At 45.2% G+C, this 18590-nt stretch carries 11 protein-coding genes; 2 read left to right on the top strand and 9 right to left on the bottom strand.

Features of this window, described 5'->3' with window-relative positions; translation table 11 throughout:
• Positions 1–15 precede the first annotated feature (15 nt).
• The gene (locus C4F40_RS09275) at positions 16–1332 is read left to right on the top strand and encodes an acetylxylan esterase (RefSeq protein WP_196939040.1); all 1317 of its coding nucleotides are present in this window, start codon (positions 16–18) and stop codon (positions 1330–1332) included.
• A gap of 59 nt (positions 1333–1391) precedes the next feature.
• Here C4F40_RS09275 and C4F40_RS09270 read toward each other — a convergent pair whose 3' ends face one another.
• The 9 genes from C4F40_RS09270 to C4F40_RS09230 all read right to left on the bottom strand — a co-directional run bounded on the left by C4F40_RS09270 (position 1392) and on the right by C4F40_RS09230 (position 17413).
• Positions 1392–4223, bottom strand: coding sequence for a M16 family metallopeptidase (locus C4F40_RS09270; RefSeq protein ID WP_196939039.1), 2832 nt, complete (start codon positions 4221–4223; stop codon positions 1392–1394).
• A 3-nt stretch (positions 4224–4226) separates the two neighbouring features.
• Positions 4227–5573, bottom strand: coding sequence for a MutS-related protein (locus C4F40_RS09265; RefSeq protein ID WP_196939038.1), 1347 nt, complete (start codon positions 5571–5573; stop codon positions 4227–4229).
• The gene (locus C4F40_RS09260) at positions 5570–6910 is read right to left on the bottom strand and encodes a MutS-related protein (RefSeq protein WP_196939037.1); all 1341 of its coding nucleotides are present in this window, start codon (positions 6908–6910) and stop codon (positions 5570–5572) included. Before C4F40_RS09260 ends, C4F40_RS09265 begins: the two co-directional genes overlap by 4 nt.
• 2 nt (positions 6911–6912) lie before the next feature.
• Positions 6913–9210, bottom strand: coding sequence for a Gldg family protein (locus C4F40_RS09255; RefSeq protein ID WP_196939036.1), 2298 nt, complete (start codon positions 9208–9210; stop codon positions 6913–6915).
• A gap of 16 nt (positions 9211–9226) precedes the next feature.
• Positions 9227–10171 carry an ABC transporter ATP-binding protein gene (locus C4F40_RS09250; protein WP_196939035.1) on the bottom strand — a complete coding sequence of 315 codons (945 nt, stop codon included), beginning with the start codon at positions 10169–10171 and terminating at the stop codon, positions 9227–9229.
• A gap of 123 nt (positions 10172–10294) precedes the next feature.
• Positions 10295–11671, bottom strand: a complete 1377-nt coding sequence (locus C4F40_RS09245; RefSeq protein ID WP_196939034.1) for a RagB/SusD family nutrient uptake outer membrane protein — start codon at positions 11669–11671, stop codon at positions 10295–10297.
• 12 nt (positions 11672–11683) lie between these two features.
• The gene (locus C4F40_RS09240; protein ID WP_196939033.1) at positions 11684–15229 is read right to left on the bottom strand and encodes a SusC/RagA family TonB-linked outer membrane protein; all 3546 of its coding nucleotides are present in this window, start codon (positions 15227–15229) and stop codon (positions 11684–11686) included.
• A 250-nt stretch (positions 15230–15479) separates the two neighbouring features.
• The gene (locus C4F40_RS09235) at positions 15480–16709 is read right to left on the bottom strand and encodes a FecR family protein (RefSeq protein WP_196939032.1); all 1230 of its coding nucleotides are present in this window, start codon (positions 16707–16709) and stop codon (positions 15480–15482) included.
• A 113-nt stretch (positions 16710–16822) separates the two neighbouring features.
• Positions 16823–17413, bottom strand: coding sequence for an RNA polymerase sigma factor (locus C4F40_RS09230; RefSeq protein ID WP_196939031.1), 591 nt, complete (start codon positions 17411–17413; stop codon positions 16823–16825).
• A gap of 273 nt (positions 17414–17686) precedes the next feature.
• Here C4F40_RS09230 and C4F40_RS09225 point away from each other — a divergent pair, with 273 nt between their 5' ends.
• Complete coding sequence (locus C4F40_RS09225; protein WP_196939030.1) at positions 17687–18565, top strand: AraC family transcriptional regulator; 879 nt, start codon at positions 17687–17689, stop codon at positions 18563–18565.
• The last annotated feature ends 25 nt before the right edge of the window (positions 18566–18590 follow it).

Below are 18590 nucleotides of genomic sequence, written 5' to 3'. Positions count from 1 at the left end.
TTATTGACCTTATCCATGAACAAAAGTTGTTTTTTAAGAAATCTATTTGCTGTACTTTTTCTTTGCATTTTTATATTTTCTGGTTTTGCACAATCTAGAAATAATCAATTAATCCAGGTCTTGGTAAGTCCGGATAAGTCCGACTGGACGTATGCCCTTGGTGAGAAGGCTTCCTTTGAAGTGCGGGTGATCCGCAACCAGGTACCGATGACAGATGTGGAAATCTCGTACAGTATAGGACCGGAAAAGATGAAACCACTACAGACCGGCAAATCTTTGCTCAAGTCAAAAGTAAGTACGGTAGGATCAGCGGCGGACTTAAAGAAGCCCGGATTTTTGCGCTGTGAAGTCTCCGTCGAAGTGGATGGTCGTTCTTATCGGGGAATCGCTACCGCTGCTTTCGCTCCGGAAGCTATTTCGCCGACACAGGTTTTACCGGATGATTTTATGGCCTTTTGGAGCAGAGAGAAAGAGAAGGCGCAGCAGCTACCGCTGGATGCAAAGATGGTGTTGCTGCCCGAACGTGGTACGGAAACGGTAGATGTATATCAGGTCAGTTTTCAGAACTATCAGACGGGAAGCAGAATGTACGGCATCCTGAGCAGACCAAAAAAAGCAGGTCAATATCCAGCCGTATTGCACGTACCTGGTGCAGGGATTCGTCCGTATGATGGATCCACACAACTGGCCGAGAAGGGAATTATCGCGCTGCAGCTTGGTATTCATGGTATTCCGGTTACGTATCCGGCGGAACTGTATAACACGCTTGCTTCCGGTGCGTTAAAAGATTATCCATTTTTTAACCTCGATAACCGTGATCAATATTACTACAAAAGGGTATATCTGGGCTGTGTAAGAGCTGTTGATTTTCTGACTTCGCTCGCCGATTTTGATGGAGAGAACATGCTGGTGGCAGGTGGAAGCCAAGGCGGGGCATTGTCCATTGTCACGGCGGCTCTGGATAAGCGGGTAAAAGGTCTTGTCTCAAATTACCCCGCTTTATGCGATCTTACAGGCTACGTGCATGGTAGGGCAGGAGGATGGCCACATATGTTTAACACAGCTGATGTATCTGATGCGGCAACGGCCCAAAAGATCAAAGTCTCTGCGTATTACGATGTGGTTAATTTTGCGCGTTATGTTACCGTACCTGGATTTTATACCTGGGGATATAACGATGAGGTATGTCCTCCCACATCGTATTACGCGGCATACAATCTGATAAATGCGCCGAAAGAGCTTTACCTTCTGCAGGAAACAGGACACTGGACGCACGCTGAGCAGAATCTGAAAGTAACGGACTGGCTTTTGGAAAGGCTGAATAAAAAATAATATGTAAAATTACCAGGGCGCTTGGAATGCCCTGGTAATGTTTGCAACTGTCTGCCTATTTATTTCTCTGGATACAGCACAAATTTAAACAGACTGGATGGATCAAGGTACCGCTGTGCGATTTCCTGAACTTTGGCCGGGGTAATCGATTTTATAGCTTCTTTTTCATTAAAGATACGTGCCGGATCAAGCTGATCGACTGCGCTGCTCAATAGATAGGAAAGCCAAAATCCGTTCGCCTGCAATTGTTGATCGCTGCTCAAGAGCTTTTCCGCAATGTATTTATCAATGTCTTCCTGAATCGGACCATTTTTCCGGATCAGCTCGATCTCTTCAACAACAGCTGATGTGAGTTTTTCGACCTGCTCGGGACCAGTCGTAAAAGAGATGTTCATGCCAAATCGCTTACGTGGATTTTTTGCGAGGGAAGGTGATACACTGATCGAATATACGCCGCCTTCTTTTTCGCGTAGACGCTCGGTGAGCTTGACCGTTAAACAGCTGGATAAGGCGCCTATCAAAAGGTTGTTGTATTCACTGTACCCTTCGTATGCTCCTAAATACGCCATAGCTACCGTGGATTTATCATCATGTCCTTTACGAATATCGACGGCCATCCCTTTTGCCGGAGGATAGGCTCCATTATCCCGGAATTGTTCTTTGCGCTGCAAGTTTGGCAATGTAGCAAGATACTGCTCGATATAGGGATCAATGAGTTCGCGATCAAAGTTGCCCACAATAACAAACGTAAAGTCTGACGCATCGGCAAAGCGTTCTTGAAAAATCTGTAGCGATCTTTCTAAATCGATCTGGTCGATCTTGGCTGCGGTAGGTGCAGTTTTGCGTGGATCGTGATTGTAAAGAATGGTAGCTATCGAATCGGAAAAGACGTTGCTGGGCTGCAAGTGTCGGTTCTGTAGTGCGAGCTTGCTCTTTTCGAGATTGGCTTCGTTGAGGTCTTTATCCAGGCGCGTGGCATTAAAGTAACCGTAGATTAGCTCGAAAGTGGTTTTGAGATCTTCTTTTGTAGCATAGCCCTTTATTCCTTCGCCAATCTCGTTGATGAATGGCGATGCGGACGCGTTTTTTCCGGTAAGGTAGCGTGAAAGCTGAAGTGAATTAAATGGCCCCAATCCACTATTGGATACAATACTTGTTGCATTTACAGCCGATTGGTAATCCGCTAGGTCGTAAAGCGAATATCCTCCGGGACTGAAAGACGTAATCTGGATCTCATCATTCTTGAACGAAGTAGGCTTTAGAATTACCTTGACGCCGTTGCTCAGAAGTAATGTTTGTGTGTGTACTGTTGTATCCCGGCTTTCGCTTAAGATGCTCCCCGGTGCCGGCAAGTTTGGCAACAAGGTGTTAGCGACCTGCTCTTCTTCATAAGGACGTACCTGCTGCTGCTGTGCAGCAATTAACCAGCTGTTGATTTCCTGTTCTGCGGGTACTTTTTCGGTCTCTTTGGTATGAACGAGAATCATATCCCGATTCTTGAGTCCATCAAAATCTGTCGCGTACTGCTGTATATCTTGGAGCGTAACCCCGTTAACGGCATCTTTTAAAATTGGATAAAGGTAATCAAAGGATGGTGCTGGTTCGTTTTTTAGGTAATATGCCAGAATCTGATCCATAAACGACTTGGAATCGGCTTTGTCATATTCTTTTAGACTTTGATCCAGGCTGGAATGATAGCTTGTTTTGAGTCGTTCGATTTCGGTTTCGGTAAACCCGTATTGTTTGATTTGAGCCAGTATGTAGTACACCGAGTCGATGCTAGCTTGTAGCTCGCCGGGTTTGGGCATAATCTGTATGCCGTTGGTTTCAAGGTTGCTTACCATTGCACTGTTGCTGAGTGCGGCATTGAGATACGGTGTGGCTGCCCGACGTGTCTGCTCGGCCAATCGGGTATTGGTGAGTTGAATAAAGAGATTCTTTGCCAAAGAAGTCTTGTAATCTTTTACACGGGTAGTCTTCTCGGCTTCTTGTTTATACAGTATCTGTAGTGATGTTTGCGTAACCTCTTCGTCTGTAAAAGCAAGGAATTGATTTTTACCGGTAAGCGCAATAGGATAGTGCTGTAGTTTCGGCGCTTTCCGTGGATTTTTAAGACCCGAAAACTGTTCGATGATGGCTTTTTCAATTTCCGCTGGCTGGATATCGCCAACGACGATGAGTGCCTGGAGCTCGGGACGGTACCAGTCTTGATGAAACTTACGGATCTCGGCGTGTTTGAAATTCTTAAGCACCTCTTCGGTGCCAATGGGCATGCGGTGTGCATAGCGCGAATTATTCGTTAGCATTGGAAAAGTCTTTTCCTGCAGGCGATTGGATAAGCCGTCGCGTTGCCTCTTCTCTTCTAAGATAACGCCTCGTTCCTGATCGATTTCTTCACTTTCTAATAAAGCGCCCGCAGCCCAATCGCGCATGATCAAGAGGCCTTGCTTCAAGAGCTCAGGATCTGTAGTGGGAAGCGGAAGTTGGTATACGGTTTCTTCGAAGCCAGTGTACGCATTTAGATCTGCACCGAAGCGTATGCCTGCCTTTTGTAGGTAGTCGATTAGTGCATTCTTCGGGAAATGTTCGGTGCCGTTAAAATTCATGTGTTCCAGAAAGTGGGCCAATCCCTGCTGCTTATCGGTTTCTTGTAAGGAACCTATCTTGTTGGCCAGATAGAACAGCACGCGTTCCTTAGGCTCGGTATTCTGCATAATGAAATACTGGAAGCCATTGGCGAGCTTGCCTACTTTGACCTTGGGATTTAACGGTATTTCGTCGTTAGGGTGATTGGCCACCTGTTGGCTCGGGGCCACCGCCGTAGCATAGGTGTAATTTGTTGTTGCTGGCAAGAGTGCCAGTAACGTGAAAAATAGTGGGGTGTATCGCATGTTCTAAAATTTTGTTCTACTTTTTTCTAATAATTCAAGCACGTTTTCTTTTTGTATGAGTACCATACCGTGCTTATCGCTGCTGATGCCTATCTTGGATTTATAGGTGTAAGTGGGTACCTGCGCCTTCATCACCGTGGGCATATAAATGAATTGTACTTGGGGTGTATTTTCCTGCAACTTTTCACCGACTTCTACAATGTGGGTAGAGATTAGATATTGGCAATTGGTATGCCGCTGAAATGCGCTGGTGACGGCAAGGGTGGCTTCGAAAGCATCCTTGACGTTTGTACCTTTAAAGAGTTCATCGAAGATGATGAGCAGGCTGTTGCCTGCGTGCACAGCAGTTGCTATTTTTTTTACGCGTAGCACCTCTGCATAATAATGGCTATGCCCTAAATCAATATTGTCTTCCACGTTGATGGAAGAATATAACCCATCCTTTACAGAGAAGTACATCGCATCTGCAGCTACTGGAAGCCCCATATGGGCGAGGTAAATGGCTATACCCAGGCTTTTCATATAGGTCGATTTTCCGGCCATATTGGCTCCCGTGAGGAAGATCAGGTTTTCATCTTTGCGGTAACACAGGTCGTTGCCTACCGCATTTGGAACGGTCGGGTGATAGACATTCTTGATCTCGATGTGCTGCAGATGGGTTTCACAGGGAACTGCCGCGACAAAATTACGCGCATTAGCCACAGCGGCTATTGCCTGGTAAGCGTCGATGTAGTAGAGCATGGCGAGGCTATCTTGTATTGCTGTAGCCCATTTATTGCGTAGATAGTAATCGCATTTGGCCGCGACCTGAAGTGGAATGAAGTCTTCATTTTGTGCTACTTCCAGTTGCAAACGTGCAACCTCTGCCGTATTGTTCAACCAGGAATCGTGAAGGGGGGTGTACTGCAGCACCTGCTCCCGATCGCCCGCACGAAGAACGGAAAGATAGTCGCCAAGGGCAACCAGTAAACGCAGTAAGGCCCTTACACCGGATTCATAATGTTTCTGCTCTTCGTTAAGCCCCAACTTTGCCAACACGGTTTGTCGGCCTACCGTCAATACGCTACCGAGGTATGAATTGTTGGCATAACTATTGGCGAAACCTTGCGCGCGTTCTAAATCATCCAGATCGATCGTGAAAGGCTTCTCTTGTTGGCGAAAAAATGCGATAACGGCTCCGCGGTGCTTGATGTCTGCAAGGTTAGCCATCGGATTTTGAAACATATCTTCCAATAGTCGCTCGCCGCCAAATGTACTGGTTTGATTGTAAAGGGAAAATATGGAATCCCGCCTATATTTTCCAAGGATGTTGAGGTCCTTTAAGGTTTGGGTATCCGTAATGAAGCTCATGCTTGTGTAGATTTTTGAGGGGTTAACAAATCAATTATACCCTCGTTTTCAATGATGATCATACCGTGCCGATCGGCAGTAATGCCCTGTTGAAGGGCATACGTATAGGTCGGCGTGCCGCCCTGCATAACGGTAGGCAGATAAACGAACTGGATATCGGTAAACTGGCTCGCCAGTTGTTCTCCTGCCTCGAGAATATGGGTTGAGATTACAAACTGACACCCGGGATGCTGGTACAACTGCGACACGACGGCTACGGTGCCTTCGAACGCATCTTTGACATTTGTACCTCTGAACATTTCGTCAAACACAACGAATAGTTTCTTGCCCTCGGCGAGTTGCTGTGCGACTTTCTTGATGCGTAGCACTTCGGCGTAGAAATGGCTATAGCCCATCTGTATATTATCAGGCAGGTTGATGGAGGTGTAAATAGCGTCGCGCGGGGTAAAAACCAATTTATGGGCCGGTACGGGAAATCCGATATGTGCCAAAAAGAGGGCAATGCCTAATGATTTCATAAAGGTGGATTTACCTGCCATATTTGCACCGGTAAGAAAGGTGATGTTTGTTGATTTATCCATCAGCAGGTCATTACCACGTGCTCCTTGTACCAGTGGATGCCACACCTTTTCGTAGGCTAACTTCTCGTCATTGGATGTGTTGACTTCGGGTAGATTGAAATTTTGTTCGCGAGCGACACCTGCCGCACAGAGGTAGACATCCAACGTGTAGATATCGCGCAGCATACGCAGAAAGAGATCTCTCTCCTCAAACCGAAGCACGTTGTCAAATTGAACAACCTGCTCGCGGCTTAGCTTTTGTTTTTCGCTTAGATGCGGAAAGGATGCTAGCGCACTGCCTTCCATTTTTTCAGCAAGCTTGTGCAATTGTTTGGCATAGATACTGTTTGCAACGGTATTCGACTGTTGTAGTATTTCTTTCCAACTGTGAAGGATGGCGCTACAGGCGATAATGCCTGCGACGATCTTTTTATAGTCGGTATCGGCACCTAATAGAGACTGCACCAGCTGCTTAAACGATCGCCCATCTTGTTGTAACCGACTTCTTTCATCGGCCATATCAAGATAAAAAAGTGCCTGATCAAACCAGGTGGATTGAAATGGAAATGGCGATGGGTTGATCATAAAATACCGAATGGTATCAATCCGTTCCTGAATAGCGATGCCGTCGGATAGTGGATAGGTAAACCACTCTTCTAATAGCTCGGATCCGCCGGACGTAGCTGTTTTGTTGTAGATACTGAAGATCGATTCTTTGCCACGTTGGGCAAAGATACCGAGATCATCCCGTGTTTGCTTATCGATTAATAAACTCATGATTAGCGCCCTCTCCTTCTGATCCAGATGACAAGCCCCGTGCCGAGCATCATCAATGGAATGATTAACTTAAATAGTATCTCAAAATATTTCCAGGAGCCTTCTCCAATGCGTAAGGTGGTGTCTATGGGATCTGGAAGACGCATGTCTACTGGAACTTCACCATCACTGAGCCACGAAAATGCAGCACTTACCAGTGAAAAATTGCTGGCATTGACCTCATTGCGGGAAATAAAAAGCTCACTGTTGCTGATCCAGTCGGTATCGCCGGTAATCAATATTTTTTGTTCTTTATCGGAAACTTTTCGCGAAAGGGCAAGCACCGTTGTATGTGCTCTTTCTTCTTCCCCGGCCTCTTGCGTTAGCACGGGCTTGTCGTCGATAAAATTTGTGCTTTCTAATTCATTCCAGGTACCGGTACTATCTGTTGCGAAAAGGACGGTGGCTGTGAATAGCGAACTGTCTACAATGGAAAGTCCCACGGCGGTTGGCATGGTAATCACTTCTTGTCGGCGGGTCATGGGTTTTAAGTAGTACGAAAAATCTGCTCCTGCAGCCGTGGGGCTAAGTGTTAACAAATCGGGTTGTAAGGCTTCTTGATTTTTGACCAGTACACCGGGTTGCAGCTGAACACCCAGGGGCTGGGCCAGATGGTTAAATATTTCTTCCTGTCCGGGCTCGGCAGCCAGCATCATGTTGCCTCCTCGTGCAATGTATTGGTGTAGGATAGCCAGCTCTTCGGTACCGTATGCTTGCCGCGGTTCGGCAATGATTAGGATGTTAACGTCGCGGGGAATTTCGGTGGATAGATCGATCTCCTTGAAATCAAACCCCTGATTGATCATCGAATAACGAAATGTTTTTTCCTGTGTTATGGTCTTGTAACCACGGTCTTGTGTGGATTTGCTGTCGCGCTCGCCATGGCCGGTGACAAAGCCTACTACTGGAAGTTCGTCCATAACCAAGCGCTTGATGGCAGCACTGATTTCGGACTCGGAGGGTACCCTGATCCTATCGTTGTATACACGCAGGAAGGTTTTTTGACCATTTTCACGTTCTAGTACGCGTACAAAACGGTAATCTTCTGTTGATAGATCAACCTGATCTTGAATGGCACTGTAGGGAAGGATGTCAAAATTCCATTTGTTGAACTTTTTAAGGGTATCTAGACGCTGCTCGGTATTCAGGTTTGGAAACTGACGGTCGAGCACGGGGTTGTCTGCATCGTGATAGTAATATACGTATTTCATCTTGGTCTCCGGCTTAAAACGGATGTACTTTTCAAATGAGCCTACATCGGATTTGTATGAAGAGGGCAGACCAATAAAGTTGTTGCCTTCTAACATGTTGACATAGGTCGTAATGGTAAAGTCGCCATCGAGTTTTGCCATAATAGCCTGACTGCTCGCGGTGAGCGTATTGCGTTTTTGATAGGTGCTGTCGTAGTAACCTTTGAAGGAAGGTAGGGTGGTGAAGTAGCCTAAAAGGAATACAACCAATGTAATACCACCGAATTTAATAAAATTCTGTGTGCCGGATTGCTTTTTGCGTACCGACTGCAACCGAAATATGGTAAAAGATACAAACAGTAGATCGACCAGTAGGAAATAAAGTAGGTCTTCGGTGGTGACCAGCCCCGCGATGAAGGTGTCTGCCCGGCCATTGATGGCCAACCAGTACGTGATCTCGCGTACAAAAGGAATATCCTGCCATAGACCGCGTGCAAAATTCATCATGGCAAATACACAAAGCGTACCGATGGCGGCAACGATATTGTAACTGGTGAGTGATGACATGAAGAGGCCAACCGCTGCGTAGGCAGATAGCAGAAGGAACAGCCCAAGTAAACCCGTTAATATGGGAGCTATATCGGTATTAACCAGGGTAGACGTGGTGAAAATAGCGAGCAATGCAATCGACAGGGTGAGGGTAAGCCCGAATAGGAGTAGGGCGATATATTTACCCAGAATAATCTGGCTGTTGGTAACGGGAGATGAATAAAGAAGCTTAATGGAACCGCTACTGTACTCACGGCTCATGATACTCATGGTTAACAGCGGCATGTAGAGGTACAGGTAGCTTTGTACTTTGGGGTATATACCGCCCCAAGCGGAAGAGAATAGGCTGTGTGTAGCGTTATTAAGATCTATTCTCATGGCCTGTGTACGCACCATACCGTCAAACGATTGGGTAAATAAAAATCCGATCTGAAAGGTGAATATCATTAAGATAAGCCAGGCGACAGGGGAATAAAAAAGAACCTGTAGCTCAGTTTTTGCAATTTTTAATGTTGTTTTCATGTTTTGAACAGGGGGTTTATGCTTTTCTCTTCTTTTTTGTCATCTCAGCGAATACGGTTTCCAATGAGCTTTTCTCAGAATATATTTCAATCAGATTCCATTTTTCTTGTACACTGCGCTCGACCAGTTGCTGAACGAGCTCTTGTGTATTGGTGGACCGTATACGGAATTTGACACTGCCCAGGGGTTCGACATCGACCACGCCCGGTAGCTTATGCAGCTCTTCGGTTAATGGTGGAGAGATCATACTTACCACCACACTGTTTGGTGCGACTTGACTGTCAAACTGTTCGAGCGACCCGGAGAACACCATCCGTCCTTCATGTATCATCCAGATATGGTCGCAAAGTGCCTGTACCTCCTGTAGGATGTGCGTGGAAAGAACTACCGTGCGTTCTTGTGCAATTTCCCTGATCAGATGCCTTACATCAAGTATTTGATTGGGGTCGAGCCCGTTGGTGGGTTCATCGAGTACGACAAAATCCGGCTCATGGATAATGGCCTGCGCAATGCCGACACGCTGCTGATAACCTCCAGATAGATTTTTTAAGAGGCGTTTTCGAAAATGGGCAATATTGCATTTTGCCAAGACCTTATCTAATGCCTCAGGAATCTTTTCAGCGGGCATTAACCGCAGGTTGGCGGTATGGATCAGGTATTCTTCTACCGTCAGTTCGGGGAGTAATGGCGGCTGTTGTGGCAAAAAACCGATGTGTTTTTTTGCTTGTACGGGATGCTCGGCCATATTGATCCCACGGATCAGCACCTCGCCTCCGGATTGATTCAATACACCGCACATGATATTCATCGTGGTCGATTTGCCGGCCCCATTTGCTCCTAGTAATCCATAGATGCCATTTTTTCGCAATTCGAAATTGATATCTCTGATGGCCCATTGAACATTGTACCGGTGTGACAGATTGACTACCTGTACGATAGGGGTATCTTCATTTGTTGTCATTCGTTCTGTATTTTTAAGATATAGCTTCCAAGGACAGTGATTCTATTGGATAAATAGATGCATTGCCTAGGAAAGAACGGTGCAAATCAGGATGCACCGTTCTGATGAGATTTAGATGGTAGACTACCTCGGATTTTGTTCGATTTCTGGATTAAGCACGATATACTTGCTTGCTATAGGCAAAACATATCGGTTACTATTGGGTTCCAACGTGTAGGTCTCTCCCTTGTAAGTACGCGTCTGCGTGGTAACAAACCCGGGTTCATTGGCCAGACGTTTTTGGTCGAACCAGCGAAGACCTTTAGCCATAAGTTCCTTGCGACGCTCTGCAATCACTTGATGCAGAATTTCGGAGGGATCGCTTAACGACAATTCGGTAAAGTCTTCAGGCCGGAAGCGTGTGCGACGTAGATCATCAAGTACCGTAACGGCTTCGGTAGCTCGGTTAGCACTACGTGCTAGCGCTTCGGCCTTGATCAGCATCATCTCGGGAACATTTGGTCCGTTGGTTACTTTTCCGTTCTGACTGATAATACGGTGTTTCCAATAACCCTTCCCGGCAAATGCATTCCACGTACCAAAGGCTGAACCTTCTGCAGTAAATAGCTCGCCACGTAAATCGCCTTCTTCAAAGAGGGCTAATAGCGCAGGGTTAAGGGCTAATGTAGGAGAGCTGTTTCCCGGCGTCTTGATCAAGATTTCCTCCGGGTCATTGAAGGTTGCCGGATACGTGTTGGGTGCCGCAATGTACTGATTAAGGTTAACGAGTCCACTTTGAATGCCAAGTGTTTCTTCCGCATACTGTAGGGCCGCGTCGTAATTTCGCATCTGTAAGTACACCCGGGCTAATAGGGCTTTTGCAGCAACCTGGGAAGCTAAAATATTGACATTCGCTTTTATAGATAGATCGGGCATAGCGCTGGTGAGGTCGCTGATGATTTGTTCATAGATCGCCTGCACCGACTTTCTGTCCAAACGGGCATATAGATCTGGTTTGGTCAATAGCGGTACACCCAGGTCACCAGCAGCGGTGTTTGAATCATACTGTTTCGCATAGATATTGACCAGGTAGAAATAGTTAAGTGCCCGATGTACCTTCGCCTGGGCCAAAATATTTTTCTTTTGACTTTCAGTGCCATTTTGGCTATCGGTCACTTCTGCTACTATCAAATTGAATTTATAAATCTGATTGTAGAGCTTTGACCAATCCGTATCCTCGGCATTGTCTCCAACGATGTCACTACGCCAGGTATAGGCATTCGCGTCTGCTACGAGCAGCCGGTTTAGATAGGTTTCATCCGTTGAGTAGATGTCGTCGCTCGCTAAAATAGGATAATAAAAAGATTGCTCCACTTGCAAGCTGGTGTTGAGTATACTTTGGTAGTCGTCGGTATATTTTAGTTCGCGTTGTCCGACAAGGTCGATCTCGACATATTCTCTACAACTTGCAGTAGCGAGGGCGAGAACAACAAAACTTAGGGTTCTTAAGGCTTTTTTCATGATTTTGACAAATTAAAATCCAACATTGAGACGGAATAAATAGCTCGCTACGGGCGGCATGCTCTGATATTGCCCATCAAACATATACTCTGGATCGATATCCAGATCGGATTTTTTCCACAATATACCCAGGTTAGCGGCAGTGACGCCGATAGACATCGACTTTATTACTTTATTCTGGTTGAGGAGCTGCGCCGGGAAATCATAGTTTAATGAAAGCTGCTGTAAACGTATATGGCTCGCATTGATGACATTGATGTCGGCAAACGCAAATCGGTTGATACTATTGAAATTGGTGTTGACTACACCCGGAATATGCGTTCTCGCTTCGTCGCCGGGCTGGCGCCACCGGTCTACGAGCGCCTTGCTATTAGAAAGGAAGCCACTGAAGCCACCTGTATTATTGGGGTAATGTGAAGAATTAACTTCTCTCCAGCGCACTTTGTGTCCGAAATTGGCCGTAACACGTGCGGTAAAAGTGAAATTTTTATAGGACACATTGTTGCTCCATCCACCAAAATACGGTGCTGTTAAACGGCCCATATAACGTAAGTCTTCGGGCGTGAAGTTAAATGTGGAACCATCGGCATCGATGATATTACCATTTTGGTCTTGAACCTGCGAGCGTCCTTTGTTATCGAGTCCGGCCCATCGGTAAGCAAAAATCTGGTCGATTGGATAGCCTTCGATAGCAGATGACGCGGTGCCCGGCGTGTTCGAGGTGTTTGGAAAGCGGTTATCGGTCACTTCGTTAGTGGTGTAGGCAAAATTGATGCTGCTGTTCCATTTCCATTGTGGAGTGCGTACGATATCACCATGTAGCTGTACATCGATACCGCTACTTTTCATATTAGACGTGTTGAAGCTCAGGAAAGACCAGCCGTAGGTCGAATTGTAAGGGACATTGGCAACAATGCCATAGGAACGTTTGCTATATACATCTACACTGGCACCGAACCGGCTCTTGAATAGGGAAAAGTCGAGTCCGGTATTGAATGACCGGGTGGTTTCCCATCCTAACATCTGATTTGCAGGTACGGTAAAGTATCCATTTGGAAGTTGTGTATACGGATCGGGGGTAGCGGACTGATAAACGGTGAACGATGTACCCTGAGTCGGTACCGAGCCGCCTGTTCCGATACTGGAACGGATAGACAACTGATCCAGCCAGGTGAGATCGGACATAAATGCTTCTTGATGGATATCCCAGCGTATACCTGTAGACCAGAATGGTTTGGCCCGCTTAGCACGATCGACCCCGATGAGGGTTGCATCATCAAAACGTATACTTCCAGTAAGGTAATACCTGTTCATCAAGGTGTATCCTCCATTCGCGTAATAGCTTAGAAAGCGTTGACGCGAGATGTTAATAGGTGCATCTTGTATATTGAATCGCTGGTTGGATCCATATATCGTAAGGTATTCACCGATCGGATTGACCGCCACGGACTGGTACGTATCGCTGTCAAACCCATATCGGGTTTGTAAATAGCCCATTCCCTCCGTTTGACGGATTTCACTTCCGGCAAACAAGTCTAACTGATGGATTTCATTCCATGTTTTTGCGGCATCTAACTGAAAGCGTACGGAATACTCGTCTGATTTGTTGTTGGATGTTACAAATTTGCCGCCCATCGGAACGCCGTAAACGAGCTTTCCATCTTTTATGGTGGTTCCGGTGTTAATCAGGCTCCGCATTTCATGACTTTCTTTATCGCGTAGGCTTTCCATGTTGCGTAAGCCACGTTGATAAGAGCCAGAAAGTGATGCATTAAGCCAAGAAAGTGCTTTGTAGTTCAAACTACCTGTGATACGTGTTAGGTTATTGTCGTACTGGTCGTTATTGTACTGCAGCTCGTCGATGTGATTGTAGGTCCAGGGTAGGTAGCCTTGGCTTTCGAAACGCTCTTGTGTAACTGCCGGCGTAAACGTGTAATAACGTGCTTTGCTATTACCGTTGGCGTCGAGTAGCATATCGTAGGGTCTCAATCCGTAAGTGCCGGGCTTAATGGCGTTTATAGCCGCATCATTAACGGTGCTTTTTTGGATGGTCTGGTTTAATCCAAGTGATACCTTTAGCTTGTTATTGAAATATGCGTTGTTGATATTGAACGTAAGCGAAGTATTGCTCGCACTGTTCTCTTTATAAATAGGACGGTCTTTGGCATGCACCGCAGAGGCATAATATTGTGCACCTCCAACCGCGCCATTGAAAGACAGGTTGTATTGCTGTGTCTGAGCATGCTGTAAAAGGTTATCCCGGATTTGATTTCGGTTATTTCGTGTACCCATCTCTGTCAGTATGGCATCGCGCTCAAGCATGCTTATTTCGCCGCGTTCGGCTTGGAACATCGTATTGAGCGCGTCGGTAAGGTTACCATAGCGCCAGCCTGTAGTGGGATCGGGAAAGAACTTGTTGTCGTAAAGTTCTTTCTCAAATTCAATATATTCTGCGGCATTCATGGTGCGCAGATTATTCAGATCGGGTGGGGCGGTAGTCCCGAAGGTGGATGAAAAGTTAATTGTATTCCTTCCGCCTCTTCCTGCCTTCGTTTCGATAACGATGACGCCATTGGCTGCTCTGGATCCCCAGATAGAGGCTGCAGCAGCATCCTTTAATACCGTAATGCTGGCGATATCATCGGGGTTGAAGTTGTTTAAGATACTGGCACTGGAGTTTGTTGCGTACAAGCGACCCGCCCCGGTTGGGTTGGCACTGAGTTGCTGTTCCATCGCGGGAAAGCCGTCAATGATAATCAGGGGGCTACTGTAGGAACGTTGATCATAAGAGCTAGACGAAAAATTATTTGGTGAGCGCACCATGAGTCTATTGTCTTTCATGTTAAACTGTACACCGGATATCTGTCCCTCAAGACGCTGCATTAAGCTCAGCGCCGGACTTTCTTGAATTTTCTTTGCGTCGATGACGACCATCGACCCCGTTGCTTTGCTTGGGTCTAATTTCTGGTATCCCGTATTGGCAAGCACGGTGATCTCATCGAGTGATGCGATTTGTTGCTTGAGTATAAAAAGTGGCCCCAGATTTTTGGCGTCGGTAGCACTAAGGTCGATTTGGCGGACTTCGTAACCTACATAGCTAATTTCTAAAATAGCTTTGGGTGGTACGTTATCCAATGTAAATACGCCTTTGTCGTCGGTTCTAGTTTCGAGAGTTGTGTTTTTTATACGTACGGTTGCGCCTGCAAGTGGAACTTGCTGGTTGTCGGCAACTACTCCGGTAATGGTTCTTTCCTGCTGGCTATCTGTAACGATGATGGTCTTGTTTTGGATGACAAAGCCCAAAGGCTGTCCTTGAAAACAAAGCTGTAGCATAGTAGACAGTTCCATATCCGAAAGACGGAACGTAACAGGTGTAAACTTTTTGTTGTGCTCCGGACGGATAACGTAGTCATAGCCGCTTTGAGCCCTTACGTGCTGCAATACTTCTTCGAGTGTAGCAGCTTTTACATGTAAATTGATTTTATTTTGGCCATGCAGCGCTGTTGCTGTTTGTAAAAACAAAACCAAAAACAAAATGAAGAAGAGGTGAAACCGCATAAGCAATTTAAAAAATAATGTTGAAAAGACAGTGGTTTCTGAGGTTGATTGAAACGTGCTTTGCTTTTCATTAACTGAAAAATATTGATACATTTGTTTACCGATTTTTGGACATAAGCATCCCATCTAACGAAGAGGTATGTCATGTTATTCATAATTTGTCGTAACTACTGATCGTGATTCCGGAAATTGGCGCTAGGGGCGTGGCTGCGCTCCTAGTTTTTTCCGAAAACACCTATATATGTTGTGTTTAAGGTATTACCATCACCCTCCTTTCGTTTCCTTTTTGTTGAATGTCGAATCTGGATCCGGTAGTCGTTTCCAGAATTTCAAGTACTTCTTTAAGTGTTTTGGTACGCGAGATTGTACTGATATATTGTTGTTGGTCGGGTTCGCTTAAATATTGTATTTCCACATTATACCAGCGCGAGATCTGACGCATGATGTCTTGTATGGTGGCTGCTTCGAAATAGAAGTCACCATTCTTCCAGGAAAGTTCCTTGTGTAACGCAATTTCTTCTACAACCAGTTCGTTGGGGTGATTGGTGGCGCGCTGTCCGGGTTTTAAGCGTAGTGGGCTTGCGGTGCGGGGTGTTGTAAGGGCAATCGCTCCTTCTTCGAGCGTAATGCTGCTGGTGTTATCTCCTTTATAGGCCTTAACATTAAACTTGGTACCCAATACGTGTACGCTAGATGGACCGGCATGCACAATAAATTCTTGCCTTAAGGCTGTGTCGCCGTCGGTTATCGATTTTTTACTCACTTCGAAATAGGCTTCGCCTTCGAGGTAGACTTCGCGTTTCTTTCTATTAAACTGGATCGGAAATACGAGTTTACTGTCAGCATTCAGCGATACTTTGGTGCCGTCGGCCAGTACGAGCGTATATACACTTCCTTTGGGTACGACAAGGGTATTGGTTAGTGCTTGGGTCGAGCTGGTTTCGTCTGCTTCTGATTGATAAACAATGTGGTCACTGTGGCTTAAATCTATGCCGACTGTATGATCTGTACGGCTTATTCTGGGCATGTTTTTATTGATGTGTACCCGCTCTCCATTGGATAAAATTAGAATGGCTTGGCTTTGCGCTGGCTCAACATCCACTTTAGCGTATCTGACCGAATGTACCTCGCCGATGTCGACGGGTTCGTAGACAGTTTCGGAATGTTCGACAGATATCGACCGATCGGGCGACGGCCAATATAGGTACGTTGACGCACCAATGATCAAAACGGCTGCTGCCGCAGATAGCCACTTTTTCCAATTTGTGATCGGACGATCTTCCTGTATATGTGCCTCCAAATGGTTCCACACGTTAGCCAGATCTTTTTCCAGCTGCTGTTGCGGAATGTCGCCGATGGATGAACTACGCTTGTGGGCGACGTACCAGGAATCGATAAAGGCCTCTTCTTCCTCGGTACATTGTCCTGTAGCATATCGTTTTAGTAAATAGCTATCTATACGATGATTCGGTTCTTCCACGTTGCTTTCATTGTGTTGTTCTATTGGGTAAGACAGTTACCTCGTGCCTTGGTCCCATAAAAAAGTGTTTTTTTTAAAAGAAAAATTAAAAAATTCATTTCATCTCTTGAAAACTAGGACTCATTGGGTATTATTGCAAGGATAAATAGCAATAGAGGCAGTTTTGATCGCAGGAGCTTTAATGCATTTGTAATCTGATTCTTCACAGTTTTTTCCGTAATGCCTAGTTTTTCGGCGATTTGTTTATGCGTGAGGTGTTGAGATCGGCTTAGCTCAAAAACCTCCCTCATTTTTATTGGAAGTTGGCTAATTTCATAATCAATTATTTCCTGAAGCTGCTTCTCGCGAACATGATGGTCGGTGTCTGCGATGTAATTTTTAGCATAATGGGAAATGTTGGCAAGGTAACTGTCTACTACCTTGCTGTGCGCAATATGATTAATGATCGTGTTTTTAACCGTTTGATAGAGGTAGGAGGAGAGCTTGACTTGATCTGGAAGCTGGGTTCTCAAATCCCAAATTTTAGCAAATACTTTCTGAAGGATATCTTTGATTTCTTCGCGATCGTGGACAAATCCATAGGCGTGGGCATACAGCGGTGCACTGTACCGTTGATAAATTACAGCAAAGGCCTTTTCGTCATGTTGTCGAATAAGGTCAACTAATATTTCGTCGGATAGTATGCTGTAGTTGTCTTGCCGCATGCTGTATGTTATTCATAATCCCGGTGTATTGGATTGCCATTTTATCAGGATTTTGCCCCGTTCACTAAGATTTATTTGACAAATATAATTTTTTTATAAAAAAGTAGCCCATATGTTGCCATGTTTTTGCTTTTAGGTGAGTTTCGACTGATACTATTTTATCCATATATGAATCTAAATTGTTAAAATACGACGATTTTTTACAATTATTAGGGATTGCGCTATGATTTTAATGTTGCAATCCCTATTTTAGTTGATAGTATTTTGACTAATATGAACCACAACGCTATCAAAGAAGTGACGCCCTTACGGGAAACAGAATGTTTTACCGTATTCCATAGAGAGAAAGAGAAGTTCGATTTTCCCTATCATTATCATGAGGAATACGAATTAAACATGATTTTGTACGCAAAAGGTGCGCAGCGCGTAGTGGGTGACAAAATGGAAGAAATCGATGATTTGGAATTGGTGCTCACCGGACCCAATCTGCCCCATGGTTGGTTTAATCATCATTGTCGGTCAACCAAAATCACAGAAGTGACCATACAGTGGAACAAGGACCTATTTAGCGATAATTTTCTCCATAAAAACCAGCTGAACTTTATAAAACGGATGTTTGAACTGAGCCGCTTTGGCATTCAGTTTTCGAAGGAAACTGTTGAAAAAATAGCCCCCGAAATCCTCACACTTCATAAAACGATCGGTTTTGATTCCGTGATTAAACTCATGCTTATTTTGCGCGAGTTATCGGTCAGCACAGATTCCAAGACACTGGTGGAAGGTGATATGCTACTGGATAAAAGTCTGAATTTCCGGAGCAGGAGGCTGGATGCGGCCTTTGAGTTTATGAATAAAAATTTTGGTTCTTCGGTATCGCTCAAAGAAGTTGCGGATCAGGTGAATATGTCTGAAGTTTCATTTTCCCGTTTTATCAAAAAAAGAACTGGAAAAACCTTTATCGACAACCTGAATGAAATCAGACTCGGGCATGCCACCCGCATGTTGATCGAAACGAGCAATACGGTAGCTGAAATATGCTACTTATGTGGGTTTAATAATATATCCAACTTTAACAGGGCGTTTAAACGAAAGAAGAATTGTACCCCTTCTGAATACCGTATAAACTTTAGCGGTAGCCGTATTTTCATATAAATAGTTAAAATAATATATATCTTTT

The organism is Sphingobacterium pedocola, assembly GCF_015209965.1.
GTDB classification, from domain to species: Bacteria; Bacteroidota; Bacteroidia; order Sphingobacteriales; family Sphingobacteriaceae; genus Sphingobacterium; species Sphingobacterium pedocola.
The sequence above is the reverse complement of the archived record's forward strand: the minus strand, read 5'-3'. Positions and strand labels throughout refer to the sequence as shown.